Origin of the sequence: Lentzea miocenica (genome assembly GCF_033949945.1) — a bacterium.
In the GTDB taxonomy this organism is placed as follows: Bacteria; Actinomycetota; Actinomycetes; order Mycobacteriales; family Pseudonocardiaceae; genus Lentzea; species Lentzea miocenica.
The window spans coordinates 1-15,738 of the sequence record NZ_JAXAVW010000015.1 but is presented as its reverse complement, the minus strand read 5'-3'; the positions used below and the strand labels follow the sequence as shown (position 1 = coordinate 15,738).

At 68.9% G+C, this 15,738-nt stretch carries 10 protein-coding genes; 5 read left to right on the top strand and 5 right to left on the bottom strand.

Translation table 11 applies throughout. From position 1 onward, the window contains the following. Nucleotides 1-567 precede the first annotated feature (567 nt). Nucleotides 568-4,581 carry a type VII secretion protein EccCa gene (gene eccCa, locus SK803_RS19165; RefSeq protein WP_319967390.1) on the bottom strand — a complete coding sequence of 1,338 codons (4,014 nt, stop codon included), beginning with the start codon at nt 4,579-4,581 and terminating at the stop codon, nt 568-570. Nucleotides 4,582-4,813: 232 nt separating this feature from the next. Here eccCa and eccD point away from each other — a divergent pair, with 232 nt between their 5' ends. Next, nucleotides 4,814-6,217: a type VII secretion integral membrane protein EccD gene (gene eccD / locus SK803_RS19160; RefSeq protein ID WP_319967389.1), complete on the top strand. Its 1,404-nt coding sequence runs from the start codon at nt 4,814-4,816 to the stop codon at nt 6,215-6,217. After that, nucleotides 6,214-7,638 (top strand): type VII secretion-associated serine protease mycosin, encoded by a 1,425-nt coding sequence (gene mycP, locus SK803_RS19155; protein WP_319967388.1) that lies wholly within the window; start codon nt 6,214-6,216, stop codon nt 7,636-7,638. Before eccD ends, mycP begins: the two co-directional genes overlap by 4 nt. A 70-nt stretch (nt 7,639-7,708) precedes the next feature. Here the strand turns inward: mycP and SK803_RS19150 are convergent, their stop codons facing one another. From SK803_RS19150 to eccB, 4 genes are all read right to left on the bottom strand, one after another. Next, entirely contained in the window at nt 7,709-8,041 is a 333-nt protein-coding gene (locus SK803_RS19150) for a hypothetical protein (protein WP_319967387.1), read from the bottom strand. Between the two features lie 80 nt (nt 8,042-8,121). Continuing rightward, nucleotides 8,122-9,189, bottom strand: coding sequence for a WXG100 family type VII secretion target (locus SK803_RS19145; protein ID WP_319967386.1), 1,068 nt, complete (start codon nt 9,187-9,189; stop codon nt 8,122-8,124). An 11-nt stretch (nt 9,190-9,200) separates the two neighbouring features. Beyond that, a complete protein-coding gene (locus tag SK803_RS19140; RefSeq protein ID WP_319967385.1) occupies nt 9,201-9,518 on the bottom strand; it encodes a type VII secretion target in 318 nt (105 codons plus the stop codon). A 69-nt stretch (nt 9,519-9,587) separates the two neighbouring features. Then, complete coding sequence (gene eccB / locus SK803_RS19135) at nt 9,588-11,201, bottom strand: type VII secretion protein EccB (protein ID WP_319967384.1); 1,614 nt, start codon at nt 11,199-11,201, stop codon at nt 9,588-9,590. 330 nt (nt 11,202-11,531) lie between these two features. On the opposite strand from eccB, the gene eccE reads away from it, so the two are divergent. From eccE to SK803_RS19120, 3 genes are all read left to right on the top strand, one after another. Beyond that, complete coding sequence (gene eccE / locus SK803_RS19130; RefSeq protein ID WP_455032246.1) at nt 11,532-12,680, top strand: type VII secretion protein EccE; 1,149 nt, start codon at nt 11,532-11,534, stop codon at nt 12,678-12,680. After that, nucleotides 12,677-13,402, top strand: a complete 726-nt coding sequence (locus SK803_RS19125) for a hypothetical protein (RefSeq protein ID WP_086663925.1) — start codon at nt 12,677-12,679, stop codon at nt 13,400-13,402. Before eccE ends, SK803_RS19125 begins: the two co-directional genes overlap by 4 nt. A gap of 351 nt (nt 13,403-13,753) precedes the next feature. Continuing rightward, the gene (locus tag SK803_RS19120; RefSeq protein WP_319967382.1) at nt 13,754-15,316 is read left to right on the top strand and encodes a S8 family peptidase; all 1,563 of its coding nucleotides are present in this window, start codon (nt 13,754-13,756) and stop codon (nt 15,314-15,316) included. Nucleotides 15,317-15,738: the final 422 nt, after the last annotated feature.

Below are 15,738 nucleotides of genomic sequence, written 5' to 3'. Positions count from 1 at the left end.
CCCCTGCCGTTCGGTAGGGCCCGCGGCTTCGGCTGCGGGCCCATTTACTTTTTTGCCGACAGCAGACGTCATCGAGGCGTGAGCGCCGCGAGAGGGGCGTGCGGCAAAGTTCGCATTGCCGCGGTCCTCCCCGGCCTGCCCTCCCCAGTGGGCCGGCCAGGGCGGGCCCGGTTTTGGGGGGAAAGAAACCGGACGGTCCCCTGCCGTTCGGTAGGGCCCGCGGCTTCGGCCGCGGGCCTTTCTCGCTGTCGTGCCGGTGACAGCGGGTGTCATCGAGGCGTGAGCGCTACGTGAGCGGCGTACGGCAAAGTCTCACTCAACCGGTTCGACGGAGGCAGGCAGGACCTGGGGGAACCTCCGAAGAATCCCGGCCGGTGCGGTCTCCTCCCTCTTGACCGCACCGGATCCGGGTCCGGTGAATGGGGGGAGCAGGTAGAACCCCTGCTACCTGGGTGGGCCCGCAGCTTCGGCTGCGGGCCTTTTCAGTTGGTGCGGGAACTTCCCGGAAACGACTCGTGGGTGGCCCCGCCGAACGGCGAGACCACCCACGAAGACGCTGTACCGGCTCTAGTCCGGCTGGATCCAGGAGAACTGCATGCGCTGCTGACCGTGCTTGCGGGTCACCAGCGTGCCCCGGCCGGGAGGCTGCGGCGACGGCTTCAGGTTGCCGATGATGCTGCCCTCCTCCTTCGAACCGGAACCGATGAACATCGGCGCCGCGATCTCCTTCAGCTTGCCGATGATCGGGTCGTACAGCGCGCGGGACGCACCACCCATGCGGCGGGCGACGACGACGTGCAGACCGACGTCCTTCGCCTGCGGGATGAACTCGGCCAGCGGCTGCATCGGGTTCACGCCACCCTGCGGGGCGACCAGGTCGTAGTCGTCGACGATGATGAACACCTCGGGACCCGTCCACCAGGACCGGTTCTTGAGCTGTTCCTGCGTGACGTCGGGGCCGGGCATGCGCTTGGCGAGCGAGCCGCGGACCTCCTGGATGTTCTGCGTGAACTGGGTGGCCGACACCGCGTAGCTGAGCAGGTGGTCGGTGTCGATGAAGCCGAGCATCGTGCGGCGGTAGTCCGCGAGCAGGATCAACGCCTCGGTCGAGGTGTAGCTCTGCATGATGCCGCGGACGATCGTGCGCAGGATGTTCGTCTTGCCGGACTCGCCGTCCGCCAGTGCCACGAAGTGCGGGTCCGCGTCGAAGTCCATGTAGACCGGCGCGAGCTCGTCCTCGTTGACACCGACCGGGACCAGGTGGCCGCGGTTCGGGTTGATCTGCGCGACCTGCGCCATGAACTGCGCGTGGTCGAGCAGGTCGGGCAGCATCCGGACCTGCGGGGCACGCGGACCCTGCCACGCCTGGTTGAGCTTGGCGCTGAGGTCCTGGACACCCGCCGAGATCGTGGTCGGGTCCTGCGAGGTGTCGACGCGCGGCAGGCCGGTGAGGAAGTGCAGCTTGTCACCGGTCAGACCGCGGCCGGGACGACCGGGCGGCACGTTGACCGCGACCTTGCGGTCGATCTCCGACTCGCTCGGGTCACCGAGGCGCAGCTCGAACCGGGTGCCGAGGAGGTCCTTCATCGCGGGCCGGATCTCCGCCCACCGGTTGGCGGCGACGATCACGTGCACGCCGTAGGACAGACCCTGCGCGGCGAGCGCCTGGACCTGCGGCTCGACCATCTCGAACTCCTGGCGGAAGTTCATCCAGCCGTCCACGATCAGGAACGCGTCGCCGAAGGCGTCGTCCTTGATCTCACCGCGGCGCTTGCGGGCGCGGAACTCGGTCATCGAGTCGATCCGCTGGTCGCGCCAGCGGAGTTCGCGTTCGGTGATCAGGGTCTGCAGCTCGGCCACCATGCGGCGGACCTTGTCGACGTCGAGACGGCCGGCGAAGCCACCGACGTGCGGCATGTCCTCCATCGCGGCGAGCGTGCCACCACCGAGGTCGATGCAGTAGAACTGCGCCTCCGCCGGGGTGTGCGTCAGCGACATCGACGCGATGATCGTCCTGAGCAGCGTCGACTTGCCCGACTGCGGACCACCGACGACCGCGCCGTGACCGGCGGCACCGGAGAAGTCCGCCCACAGCAGGTCGCGGCGCTGCTCGAACGGCTTGTCGACCACGCCGACCGGGATCTGCAGCACGCCGTTCGCCCCGTAGCCGGGCGAGGTGAGTCCGCGATCCGGCGTCACGTCGAGCGGCGGCAGGATCGTGTCCATCGTCGGCGGCTCGTTCAGCGGCGGCAGCCACACCTCGTGCGCGGGCGGGCCCTGGCCGACGAGGCGTTCGACGATCAGCTCGAGCTGGGTCGGCTCGTTGCCCTCTTCCTTCTTCGGGGCCTCGACCTTGACCTGCTCGACCGGCCGCTCCGGCTCCTTCGGGATCTCGATGAAGTCCGGCACGAAGAATCGCGGGCGCTTGTCGCTGCGGACCGCCACCGACTCACCGGCGGACTGCATGCCCGACGGCCGGTAGGTGCCCGAGACGTAGAGCGCCTTGAACCTGGTCAGCGGCATGCCCTGCACGCTCAGGTAACCCGAACCCGGGATCGGCGGCAGCTCGTAGGCGTCCGGCACACCGATCGCCGCACGGGACTCGGCCGCGTTGAACGTCTTCAGACCGATCCGGTACGAGAGGAACGTGTCCAGACCGCGCAGCTTGCCTTCCTCGAGTCGCTGCGACGCGAGGAGCATGTGCATCTGCAGCGACCGGCCGACACGACCGATCTGGAGGAAGATGTCGATGAAGTCCGGCTTCGCCGTCAGCATCTCGGAGAACTCGTCGATGCAGATGAACAGCGCGGGCAGCGGGTCGAGCTGGGCGCCGTTCTCACGGGCCTTCTCGTAGTCCCAGACGTTCTTGTAGTTGCCCTTCGCCAGCACCTCCTGGCGACGCGACACCTCACCGGCGATGGCGTCCTTCATGCGGTCGACCAGGGTGAGGTCGCCGGCCAGGTTGGTGATCGTCGCGGCGACGTGCGGTGCCTTGTCCAGACCGAGGAACGTCGCACCACCCTTGAAGTCGACGAGGATCATGTTGAGCGCCGTCGACGAGTGCGAGGCCAGCAGACCCAGCACCAGGGTGCGGAGGAACTCCGACTTGCCGGAACCGGTCGCGCCGATGCACAGGCCGTGCGGGCCCATGCCGTCCTCGGCCGCTTCCTTGATGTCGAGCTCGACCGCCTGACCGTGCTCACCGATGCCGAACGGGATCCGGTAGCGGTCGCGCTTGGGCCGCGGCCGCCACGCCTGCTGCACGTCGAACGTGATCGGGTCGCCGGGAATCCCCATGAACTCGAGGATCGGCGGGTTGTTGGTCATCGCCAACGGGTCCTCGCCCGAGTCGCCACCGGCTTCACCGGCCGCGCCCATGCGGTACGGCGAGAGCCTGCGGGCGAGCGCCTCGGACTCCACGATCGACAGCCGGTCGGGAGCACCGAACCATTCGACGCCGGTCGCGGAACGGGCGCCGAGCTGGTTGTTCTCGACGACCAGCCGCAGACCGCGGCGGGCGGTCAGGTTGCCGAGGCACTCGGACAGGTCCAGCAGCGTGACGCCGACCAGACCCTCCTCGAGGATGATCATCTCTTCACGGCTGATGTCGCCGTCGTCGATGACGATCACGATGTGCGGCTGGTCGGGCGGCGGCGGGGCGTTGCGGGTGAACCGCTGCCGGTCGCGCAGGTTCTCGTCCAGCATCGCCTCGATCTCGGCGAGCGAGTTCGCCATCATGCGGCGCTGGCCGATGCCGTCGATGTCGGTGGGGTGCTGCGCGTGCGGCAGCCACTTCACCCACTCCCACAGCTGCTTCGTGCGGCCCGCGCTGACGACCGCGATCAGCAGGTCGTCCGGGGCGTGGAAGGTGACGAGCTGGGCAAGCAGCGCTCGCGCGACGTCGCGGCGGTCCTCGATCTCACCGAGCAGGCCGACCGCGGCGAAACCGCGCAGTGCGATGGAGATCGGCAGGTCGGGCACGAGCGAGTGGGCGCGCACGAACCGGCGCAGGGCCAGCGTCGCGATCGGCTCGAGCTCCTCGACCGGACCGGTCTGCGGCGGCACCAGGCGGGTGGCGAGGCGCTGCGAGCCCCGTCCGGCGCGCAGGTGGCAGAAGTCCGGGTCGTTCTGGCGGCGTTCCCACATGCGGCGGGTGGTGGCGAGCGACCACAGCATCTGCGGGTCCGGGTGGACCCACTCGCGTTCGGCGCGCTGTTCGTCAGCGGCCTCGCGGGCGCGGTCGCGCATCTGACCGAGATACCGCAGGTAGTCCTTGCGGTCCTCGTTCATCTCGGCTTTCTTCTGGCCCTTGCCGGAGCCCATGCCGCTCGCCATCATGCCGATGGTCGAGATCATCATCATGCCCGGCATGATCATCGCCGCGGGCTGCCGCGGCGCGAACACGAACATCATGCCCATCATGCCGACGGACGCGACGATCATGACGACGGGCATCGCCTTCATCATGATGTTGCCGGGGATGATCCGGGGGACCTCGGGTGGCGGCTCGAGGTGGACCTCACCGCCCGGAGGCCGGGGAGCAGCAAGGCGTGCCGTTCGCTTGAACTGCAGCGTGCTCAACTGACAGGCACCTCTTCGACTCTTGTTACGCCACCAGTAGCAACCGACACTATTGCGCATCCGCGCGCGTCACGAAGGTGGGTCGGGAAAAAACCCAGTCGAACGTGTTCTGCGAACCACACGTGCAGAAGGCGTCGGTGCGGCCATACTAGGGCCGCCCGGCGAGCGTCCGAGTGGACCAATAGGGTCGGGCCGTTGATTTGTAAGTGCTGATCTGACTTAGGGGGCCCTGGTGGCGACCGGTACGACGGTGTTCAGCCGTGTCACGGTGGTGGCACCTCGAACGCGTATCGACGTTGCGCTGCCTGCCGACGTGGCGGTGGCCGATCTCCTGCCGATGCTGCTGGACATGGCCAGAGAGGCCACTCCGGACGGTGGTGTCCGGCACGGCGGCTGGTGCCTCGCGAAGCTCGGCGACAGCCCGCTCGACCCCGCGCGCACGCTGGCGTCGCTCGGCGTCGTCGACGGTGAGCTGCTGCAGTTGCGGCGCCGCAACGAGAATCCGCCGCCGCCGTTGTACGACGACGTCGTCGACGCGATCGCGGAGTCCGATCCGGACTCGTTCCGGCCGTGGACCAAGGAGACGGCGCAGAAGTTCGGCCATCTCGCCGGCGCGCTCGCGCTGATCGCCGCCGCGGTGGCGCTGTTCCTGTCCGGCCCGGTTTCGCAGGGCGGTTCCGGCAGCGGGCTCGCCGCCGCGATCGCCGGTGGTGTAGTCGCCGTCGCCGCACTGGCGGCGGGCGCGACCATCTCGCGGGCCTACGCGTCGGCGTCGACGGGTGTGCTGATCGCCGCGTGCGGTTCGCTGCCGATGGCGTTCGTCGCGGGCTTCCACGCGGTGCCCGGTGTCGGGTTCAACCCGAAGATGCTGCTCGCCTCGGCCCTGATGATGATCTTCGCGTGGGGCGGCATCCTGCTGATCGGGCAGGGCATCACGGTGTTCATCGCCGCGGCGACCGGCGGCACGTTCGTGGCGCTCGCGTTCCTCGTCGCGACGTTCGTCGAGCACCCGCTGGCCGGTGTGGCCGCGGCGACCGGCGCGGTGGCGCTCGGCGCGCTGTCGTTGCTGCCCAGGCTGACGTTGCAACTGGCCAAGATCCCGCCGCCCGTCGTGCCGACGAACGCCGAGGACCTCAAGGAGGACAGCGGCTTCCCGGAGTACGCGGTGATCGAGCGCCGCACCGCCGTGGCGCACGAGTACCTCACCGGCATGATCGTCGGCACCGGCATCGTCGCCGCGCTGGCCGCCATCGTGGCCGCGTCCGCCGACACGGTCTGGGGCCCGATCTACGGCGTCGTCGTCGCGATCGTGCTGATGATGCGCGGCCGTGCGTACGCGAACGGCGCGCAGGCGGTGGCACTGCTGTCCACCGGCATGTTCGCCAGCGCGGGCATCCTGCTGGGCTGGCTGATCTCCTCGACGTCGTTCAACCGCATCGCGTTCGTGTTCGGCACGCTGCTGATCCTCGGCGCCGCCGCACTGGTGCTCGGTGTCATCTTCCCCGGCCAGAAGTTCTCGCCGCCGTTGCGCCGCACCGTCGACATCATCGAGGCGATCCTCATCGCCGCCGTGGTGCCGCTGGCGCTCGCGGTGATGGACATGTACTCGGTGTTCCGAGGTCTGATCACGCTATGAGGTCCGGCATCAGGCGCACCACGGCGGCCGCGACCGCCGGACTGCTGCTGCTGACGGGGGCGCTTCCGCAGGCCTCCGCGCAGCCGTCGTCGTCCACCCCCGCGACGGCCCGCCCGAACTCGGTACCGCCGGACCTGCCGCCCGGCACCCAGCCCCCGAACGACGACGGCAAGCCCGACGTGAAGTACGAGCGCACCAACAAGGGGTGCGTCGAGTCCGACACGAAGAGCGAACTGATCGAGACCAAGCCCTGGGGCCAGGTTCAGCTGAACCTCGACCAGGCGCACAGGTTCGCGACCGGCAAGGGCATCAAGATCGCGGTCATCGACACCGGTGTCGACCCGCGCAACCCGCGCTTCGCGGGCCGGGTCGAGGCCGGCGGCGAGTACGTCGACAACTCCAAGAACGCGAACGGCACCGACGACTGCGACGGTCACGGCACCGAGGTTGCGGGCGTCGCCGCGGCGGCCAGGACCGAGGGCGACTTCGTCGGCGCCGCACCGGGAGCGACGATCCTCGCGATCCGGCAGACGAGCGACCGCTACGAGTTCAAGGGCGACGCCGCGAACCCGGACAAGCGCTCCTCCGCCGGCAAGGTGGGCACCCTGGCGATGGCCATCGTCCGCGCGGCGAACAAGGACGCCAAGGTCATCAACATCTCGCTGACGAACTGCGGCCCTCCCAAGGGGTTCAGCGCGGACGACCAGAAGCTGCAGGCCGCGATCAAGTACGCGGTGGACGTCAAGAACGTGGTGATCGTCACCGCCGCCGGCAACCTGAGCGAACAGGGCACCGGGTGCGCCAAGCAGAACGACAACCTGGACCCGACCAACGTCAACTCGGTCTCGTCGCCCGCGTGGTTCGCCAACGACGTGCTGTCCGTGGGATCGATCGCACAGTCGGGCGCGGTGTCCTCGTTCAGCGTGTGGGGCCCGTGGGTCAGCATCGCCGCGCCGGGTGAGGAGATCATCTCCGTCGACCCCAAGGGCACCGGCCTTACCAACGCGAACGTCACCGCGCAGGGCGTGCAGGACATCAAGGGCACCAGCTTCGCGTCCCCTTACGTCGCAGGCATTGTGGCGCTGGTGCGCGAGCGGTTCCCGGAACTCACCGCGCGCCAGGTGATGGAGCGCGTCAAGGCCACGGCCCTGCACCCCGGCAACGTGTCCGGAAGGGACAACAAGACCGGCGCCGGCATGATCAACCCGGTGGCCGCGCTGACCGCCGTGCTGCCCGCTGAGGCGAAGGGGTTCAAGGCGCCGCAGCCGAAGGAGCTCAACACGGCCGTCACCCCGCCGCAGGGGCTGGACTGGCCGCCGATCATCGTGGCGCTGAGCGGCATCGGCATCGGCGGTGCGCTGCTCATGCTGACGCTGCTCGTCCGCAACTCGCTCAACCGCAAGCGAGGCAAGCCGGCCTAGCCGCTTTCCTCCTGCTCATCACGAGAACGGCCCCGCTGACCAGTTCAGCGGGGCCGTTCTCGTGGTCAGGTCAGGCGTGGAACCAGGATCCGCAGTGCAGCTTGCCCTTGTTCCCCTCGAAGCAGGTGCGCCACCAGTAGTCGCCGTGCGGCACGCGCGCGGTCCAGATCGAGTTCTTCGCGGCACCGATCCACCCGTCCCAGCGCGTGGGGTTGCTGCTGGTCGCGCGATCCATCCAGATCTGCGGAACCTGCGAGCTGTTGCTGCCGAAGGCGTTGCCCTGCTCGAAGTACAGGAAACTCCAGTAGCCGCCGACGTATTCGCGGTGCTCGGCCGCGCTCGCCGGTGCCGCTCCCACGAGCAGCCCGGCGACCGCGATCGCGGCGATGAACGATTTGCGCATGGCGAAACCCCCAGAAACGAAGACCAACCGTTACGCCGTTCAGCGTAATGTCGATCTTGTTCGCCCGCCAACGGAGGCCGCTAGTCGTCGTCGCCGATCGTCTTCGGCGCGGCCTTCTTGGGCTTGCCGAGCAGGTCGTCGATCGAGCCGGTGAGCCGTTGTTTCGGCTTGTGCTCCTTGTCGCCACCCTGCTGACCGCCGGCGCCCATCGGCATGCCACCCATCATCCCGCCGGCCATGCCACCGGGAGCGGCTCCAGAACGGCCACTAGCGGCCGCGGCGGCCGAAGCGGCCCCAGCACCCTTGTCCGCGCCCGGAAGTTGCTCAGCGACGCCTGTGGAGCCGCCGAACTGCATCGGCTGCTGGGTCGCGGCGGCCGGCGCACCCACCGAGCCGACACCACCACCCACTCCGCCGCCAACGCCGCCACCGACACCACCGCCGCCGCCACCGGACGAAGCGGTACCCGCGGCGGCCGTGGCGGAAGCCTTCGGTGGTTCCGGCGTCTTCGTCTCGGGCTTGGCGGGCGCCGTGTAGGTCCAGTCCTTGTCCGGGTACTTGTGCTCCATCCGCACGGCGTCGAAGCCGTCGGCCTCACCGGAAACCCCGTCGCACAGCTTGAGGAACGCCTCCAGCACCTGCCGCGCGGACTCGTGCAGCTCGCGGACCGGTGCCTTGAGCTCCTCGATGTGCTTGATCGCGCGCTGGTCTCCCTCCAGGGGCAACGCCGCCGTGCCGGACACCGAGTCGGCGGCGTCGGCGAGCACGTGCGCCATGTCCTGCACGATGTCGCGAACGCCGTCCGCGGTCTCCTCCAGCGCGTCCGCCATCGCGTTCATCGCGTCGGACATGTCGCCGCCCGCGAGTCCCACCTTGCGCATGTGGTCGAGGAACGCGTCGGCGTCCTTGCCCTCCCACCGCGCGTCGACGCCACCCAGCGGTGCCGCGACGTGCTTGTTGACCGCCTCGGACACCTTCGCGGCCTTGCGCCAGCGTTCGGCTTCCTCGCGCAGGTCGTTCCAGTCGCCCACCAACGGGTCGAAGAAGTCGTGCACGAGGTCCACGACACCGAGCTTCTGACTCACCCGCGAGAGGTAGTCGAGCTCGGGACCGACCTCGGCCGCGATCTGCCTGCCGTCCTTGGTCACCACAGCTCCCCCTACCGCCGGTCGGCCTTCTTGATGAGCCGCAGCGCGTCGTCCTCGCCCTGCCCGTGCTCCTTCGCCACGGCGTGCAGGCCCTTGGCGGCGGCGTCGAGCGTGTCGCAGGCACGGGCGAGCTGCGAGTTGAGCAACTCGGCCGCACGCGCGTAGGCCTGGGCGGTGCCCACCGTTCTGCCGATCTCGCCGAACGACTGCGCGCGCAGCGGCGACACCTTCATGGCGTCCCGCACCCGCCTCAGATCGTCCGTCGTGCCGTCGATCCGGTCGGCGTACTGCTCCAGCCACGCTGGATCAACGGAAATGCGACCGACCACAACTGTCCCCTAACGACACACTCCGGGTGCTTTGTCTCATTCGACGGTGATGCACCCGGAGTGGTTCCGCTACTTCTGCGCTGCCTGCTGCGGATCCTTGATCTTGCCGCCCGGCGCCGTGATCGAGTCGTAGCTGCGGTTCGCCTCGTTCTTGTTGAGCTGCGGCCCCATCGGCAACAGGCTCAGGATCTGGTTCGGTGCCGGCGGGAAGTTCCCCTGCAGACCCAGCGCTCCAGCGGTGCCGGCGTCCGGGACGCCGTAGCGGACACCGCGGCCCGTGACGATCTGCACCGGACCCGTGCCGTAGTCGTTGACGCCCTGGCTGGCCCGCACCACCGCCTGCTTGCCCGGCAGCATCAGGAACTCGTCGACGATCTCGCCGCCCGCACCCGGCGCGTTCAGCTCGACCGGGCCCATCTCCGTCGGTCCCGGCAGCCTGGAGCCGACCGTGACCGAGATGTGCTCGGCCTTGTTGTCCGCGGTGTAGTTCTCGGCCTTCCAGCCCAGGCACAACACCGTGTTGTTCGGGTTCGCCTCGAGCGTGGTGGGGATCTTGGTCGGGTAGGAGGTCAGGTCGAGCGGGTTCTTCGGGTCCTTGTGGTCCGCGATCGCGTTCGGCGAGAGCGGAATGGCTTTCTGGTTGTTCGAGTACGCGTAGCGCAGCAGGTCACCGACGGTCTCGTCGACGGTCTGGAAGCCGTCCTCCAGCGCCACCATGAACTCCGCCGTGCTGGTCCGCTCGACCGTGACGACCTCGCCGATGAGGACCTTCGTCTCGGTGACGTAGGTCGCCTGCTTGCCCTGGTTGGGGATGACCGGCGCCCGCAGCTCCGCGACCTCGGGAATGGCGGTGAGCAGACCGGAGCTGATCGCGCGCGGCTGCTTGCCCTTCAGCTTCAGGGCGTTCATCACCTTGTCGTTCTTCAGGTCCACCTCGGCGCGGACCGTCGACGACGAGATGTCCTTCAGCTGCTGGGGCCTCTTGTAGATCAGGAAGGCCTTCTTGTCGCCGGTGCGCTGCTGCACCAGCATCGCCTCGTCGCCCAGCTCCGAGTTGCCGCCGCTCACGCCCGCGATCACGGAGGTCTTGATCTGGTTCTCCACCGCCTGGTTCTCGCGGAACTTGTCCAGCCGGAGGGTGTCGCAGACGGACCACTGCGCGTCGATGCGCATGTTCTCGGCCGGCAGCACGTCCGGCGCGTCCGGCAGACCGGTGAGCCTGCCGCGCGGCAGGCTCGCGAGTGCCTTCTCGCTCACCAGCTTCGGCGTGCCTCCGGCCGCCTCCTGCTGCGCGCCGTTCGCCGTCCCGCCCGGTGCGTCGCCGCCGCCGGCCTGCTGGTCGGGGTTGTTGCGCGAGAACCAGAGCAGCCGGGCCGACGCCAGGTTCGTCATCGGGATGAGCCGCCGCGGCGACGCGTCGACCACGTAGACCTGGCCGGTCTCCTTGCTGATGGCGATCTGCGTCTCGCTGTCGAGCTTCGGTGCCGGGCTGAAAAGGCCGTACACCAGGAAGCCGATCAGACCGACGACGCCGAGGACCACGCCGACCGATGTCGCGCGCGAGTGATTGCGCATGGGGTCATGCAGCATCACCGCGTCTCTGCGGACCAGAGCGGACTGCATCCGCCGCAGGACGAATTGGTAGGCCTGGACCTGTGACTTGGTGGTGGGTGTTGATGCCATTCTCGGCTCGCTGCTCTCCCAGTCGCGGTACGGTTCGGCAGGATAGCCGGACGCAGGTTGCTCCGTGGGCCGGTTCGCCAAGCCCACCGACCATCGAGGGGAAAGAGACCACAACGGATGTCCGTGACCACTCCACATCCGCCCCGGCCGAACCCAGGGATGGCACGGCCGCAGGGACCTGCAGGTCCTGGCCCTCAAGCACCCGTGCCTCCGCGTCCTGTCGGGCGTGTCCGGCGCAGAGGTGCCGGAGTAAGCCTCGGCTCTTTGCCCGTCTCGAACGTAGTCACGATCGAGATCGGTCTCGCCATCGCACTGCTCGTGCTGACCCTCATGGGCGTGAAAGAGCCGAACGGCGCGCTGAACGTCGTCTCCGTCTCGATCGCCGGCGGTGTGCTCCTCATCGCACTGATCCTGGCGTTCACCCGATCGCGTGGTCGTTGGCTGACCCAGTGGATCGGTGTCCGGCTGCGCTACAACTTCCGGTCGCACAGCCGCACGGCGAACCGCGCGCAGCCGCAGGAGTCCAAGCCCGGTGACGACGAGATGCAGGTGCTCGGCCCGGAGGACCCGCGCGTCGCGTTGCTGCGCCTCGCGATCCCGGACCTGGTGATCGCGAAGGGCGTCGACCACGAACGCCGCCCGCTCGCGCTGTCGTGGCACGACGGCGTGTGGACCGCGGTGCTGCTGGTCGACCCGACCCCGCCGCTGATCTCCGCGGTCGGCTCGGCACCGTCGCTGCCGCTCGGCGCGCTGGCGCCGTGCCTGGAGGACCGCGGTGTCGTCCTGGACGCGATCACCGTGATCTGGCACTGCTACCCCGGCAGCGCGGCGCTCCCGCCGAACTCGCCCGCGGTCAGCTCGTACATGGAGGTGCTCGGACCGCTGCCCGCGGCGGCCCGGCGCACCACGTGGATCACGGTCCGGCTCGACCCGCGCCGCTGTGGCGAGGCGATCAGGGAGCGTGGCGGCGGCGTGGTCGGTGCGCACCGCGCGTTGATCGGCGCGTTGTCCCGCGTCCGCAACGCCCTGGAGTCCGCCGGCGTCACGATCCGCCCGCTCGACTCGGACGAACTGCTGCGCGCGGCGATCTCGTCGGCCGAACTGACCGCCGCCGTCGGCAACACGAACCCCGTGTCGCTGCGCGAGAAGTGGTCGGGCGTCACCGCGGGTGGCGTTGGTCACGCGAGCTACGCGATCACCGGCTGGCCGTCGAAGGGCCTCAAGGGCAACCTGAACTCGCTGACCGGTGTGCGCGCTCTCTCGTCGACGCTCGCGATGTCGATCTCACCGTCCCGCGAGGACGGTCAGGTCTCGCTGCGCGGCCTGGTGCGGGTGAGCGCCCGCACGCCGAGCGAGCTGGACCGCGCGGAGGACCAGTTGTCGAAGCTGAGCGACAAGCTCGACATCACGCTGACCCCGTTGCGGGGCATGCAGCTCGCCGGCCTGGCCGCGACGCTGCCGCTGGGAGGTGTGGCATGAGCTCGTCCCGTCTGCTCGACTCGCGCGGCCGCGGCGCGGTGGCACCGGAGTTCCTGGTGTCGCCGAACATGCTCGACGTGGTCAGCCCGAGTGGCGACCGCGGCGGCATGATGCTCGGCCAGGGCACCAAGGGCGAACCGCTCGCGGTGTCCGTGCTGCGCCCCACGCCGACCCGCATGGTGGTCGTGGGCGGCCTGTACCTGGCCCGCCAGATCGCGTTGCGCGCCATGGCGACCGGCGCGTGGATCATCATCGCCACCGGCCGCCCTCAGGCCTGGCAACCGGTCGTGCGCGCCGCGGGCCAGGGCCCGGACGGCCGCCCGTCTCAGTTGGTGCAGCTGCGCCGCCTGTCCCCGGCCGACCTCCCCCGGCCGACCGAGGACATGCCGCTGCTGGTGATCCACGACGGCGGCCACGTCCCGCAGGAACTGTTCCCGCCGCGCGCCCCGTGGCAGACCACGATGTACGTGCTGCCGTACCTGCACCCGCAGGCCTCGTCGACGGCGAACAACGCGGACCTCGTGCTGCTGCAGCGCCTCCCGATGGGCCAGGCGCAGCTCGCCGGGCAGATGTGGCGCCTGCGCCCGCAGATGTTCCAGCAGCTGACCCAGCTCAAGGACGACCAGGTCATCGCCATGGGCCAGGACATGTGGGCGCACCTGCGCCTGTACACGACCCCGGCCGAACAGCAGATCCTCGGAGCAGTCCGCCGAGGCGATTGAGGCAGTGCTCGACTGCCGCCGCTCCGCAGACGGCGGCGAGTTCGTCTTCAAGTCGGTCGTCCGGCCACCGCTTCGGCCCGAATCGCCTAGGGCGGTTGACCCGAAGAGGCAACCGGACGACCGACACGAACTCGCGCGATTCATACGGCTCAACTTGCGCCCCGAACGGTTCATCGTTCGGGGCGCAATTGTTTTGTCCATAGATCAGCGGCACCAATTACTTCACAGGGCAGATCAAAACTGTTGATTCGCCATTCGAAGGTTGTTTCGTGGACCTTCTTGTGCGAAATCCGTCAACGCCACTAAGAAGGCTCTCACCTGCACGACCCTGCGACGAGGGAGCACGCTGCTATGGGTGAATCGTGGCTCAGACGAGCGGCTGGAATCGGACTGGTAGCGGGCACGACGCTCGCACTGACGTCCGTCTCCGCCACCGCTGCGCCCGAGGGGGAGATTCGGAACCTCGGTGCGTCCAACACAGTCAAGGACAACTACATCGTCGTGCTGAAGGACATGAGCACGACCAGTGTGGAGAACCTCAGCGCTAAGTACAGCGCGCAGGTGAAGCACTCGTACAAGTCCGCTTTGCGCGGTTTCTCGGCACAGATGTCCGAGACCCAGGCCAAGCGCCTCGCCGCCGACCCGGCAGTCGCCTACGTGGAGCAGGACGGCGAAGTCCACCTCTCCGACACGCAGACGCCGACCCCGTCCTGGGGCCTCGACCGCATCGACCAGCGCGCGCTCCCGCTGGACAACAGCTACACCTACCCGAACCGCGGCGCAGGCGTCACCGCGTACATCATCGACACCGGCATCCGCCTCACCCACGCCGACTTCGGCGGCCGCGCCGTCTCCGGCCGTGACACCGTGGACAACGACAACGATGCCACCGACTGCAACGGCCACGGCACCCACGTCGCAGGCACCGTCGGCGGCACCAAGTACGGCGTCGCCAAGGACGTGAAACTGGTGGCCGTCCGAGTCCTCAACTGCGCGGGCTCCGGCACCTTCGCGGGCGTCATCGCCGGCATCGACTGGGTGACCGAACAGGTCAACGCCAGCCCGGCCAACAAGCCCGCGGTGGCCAACATGTCCCTCGGCGGCGGCGCCAACCAAACCGTCGACGACGCCGTGAAGCGCTCCATCGCCGCAGGCGTCACCTACGGCCTGGCCGCAGGCAACGACAACGGCGGCAACGCCTGCAACACCTCCCCGGCCCGCACCCCGGAAGCCATCACCGTCGGCTCAACCGACCGAACCGACGCCCGCTCGTCGTTCTCCAACCTGGGCACCTGCCTGGACATCTTCGCCCCAGGCCGCGACATCACCAGCGCCTGGCTGACCGACGACAACGCCACCAACACCATCAGCGGCACCTCAATGGCCACGCCCCACGTAGTAGGCGCAGCAGCCGTCTACCTGGGCTCGTCCCCCACGGCCACGCCACAACAGGTCCGCGACGCCCTCGTCGAAAACGCCACCAGCGACAGCGTCAGCAACCCAGGAGCAGGCTCCCCGAACAAGCTCCTGCACATCACCGGCACGGCCCCCGGCAACCCGCCCGGCCAATGCCCAGCAGCCACCAACGACACCGACACCGCCATCCCTGACGCCTCAGCAGTCACCTCATCCATCACCGTCGCCGACTGCAACGGCAAAGCCAGCGCAACCGGCTCCGTCAAGGTGGCCATCAAGCACACCTACCGAGGCGACCTGGAACTGGCCCTGATCGCCCCCTCAGGCGCCGTGAAGCTCCTGAAGGTCTCCAGCGGCAGCGACAGCGCAGACGACATCAACGCCACCTACGCCGTGAACGCCGCCGCTGAAGACGCCAACGGCACCTGGCAACTGCGAGTCCGCGACCTCTACCGCCAGGACACGGGCCACATCGACTCGTGGACGCTCGACATCTGAGCCAGCCGCACCACCCTCGGAGCCCCCGGTCCCCCCGCCGGGGGCTCCTCCCTTTCCCGTCGAGGGAGGGAGCGCGCACCACCACGCGAGAAGGCTCCAGCAGGCCGGGCCAGGGCCAGCAGCGGCGGGGCGAGGGGCGAGGGGCGAGGGGCGAGGGGCGAGGCAACGGCAGCACGCCAGGCAGGCTGACGCAGGGGTCGCCTGCGCTACAGGATCCCCCGCGACCCAACGTACTCAGCAGGTCTGACACTCCACGCAATCTCAACGGCAGGGCGGGGCGGGCTCGTGCGCGATGGCGAAGCCGAGCCGTCCATCCCACGCGAAGCCGAAGGCGAGCCGACCCGATGGCGAAGCCGAGGCGTCTTTAACGCTTGAAACGGGAGGTTCCGGTGGGTGGTCCCGTCACGAGTCGTGCCTCAGCA

Coding starts and splice junctions, on each gene's coding strand:
- SK803_RS19150 (WP_319967387.1), bottom strand. CDS start 8,041: ATGCGCAAATCGTTCATCGCCGCGATCGCGGTCGCCGGGCTGCTCGTG.
- SK803_RS19125 (WP_086663925.1), top strand. CDS start 12,677: ATGAGCTCGTCCCGTCTGCTCGACTCGCGCGGCCGCGGCGCGGTGGCA.
- SK803_RS19120 (WP_319967382.1), top strand. CDS start 13,754: ATGGGTGAATCGTGGCTCAGACGAGCGGCTGGAATCGGACTGGTAGCG.
- mycP (WP_319967388.1), top strand. CDS start 6,214: ATGAGGTCCGGCATCAGGCGCACCACGGCGGCCGCGACCGCCGGACTG.
- eccE (WP_455032246.1), top strand. CDS start 11,532: ATGGGCGTGAAAGAGCCGAACGGCGCGCTGAACGTCGTCTCCGTCTCG.
- eccB (WP_319967384.1), bottom strand. CDS start 11,201: ATGGCATCAACACCCACCACCAAGTCACAGGTCCAGGCCTACCAATTC.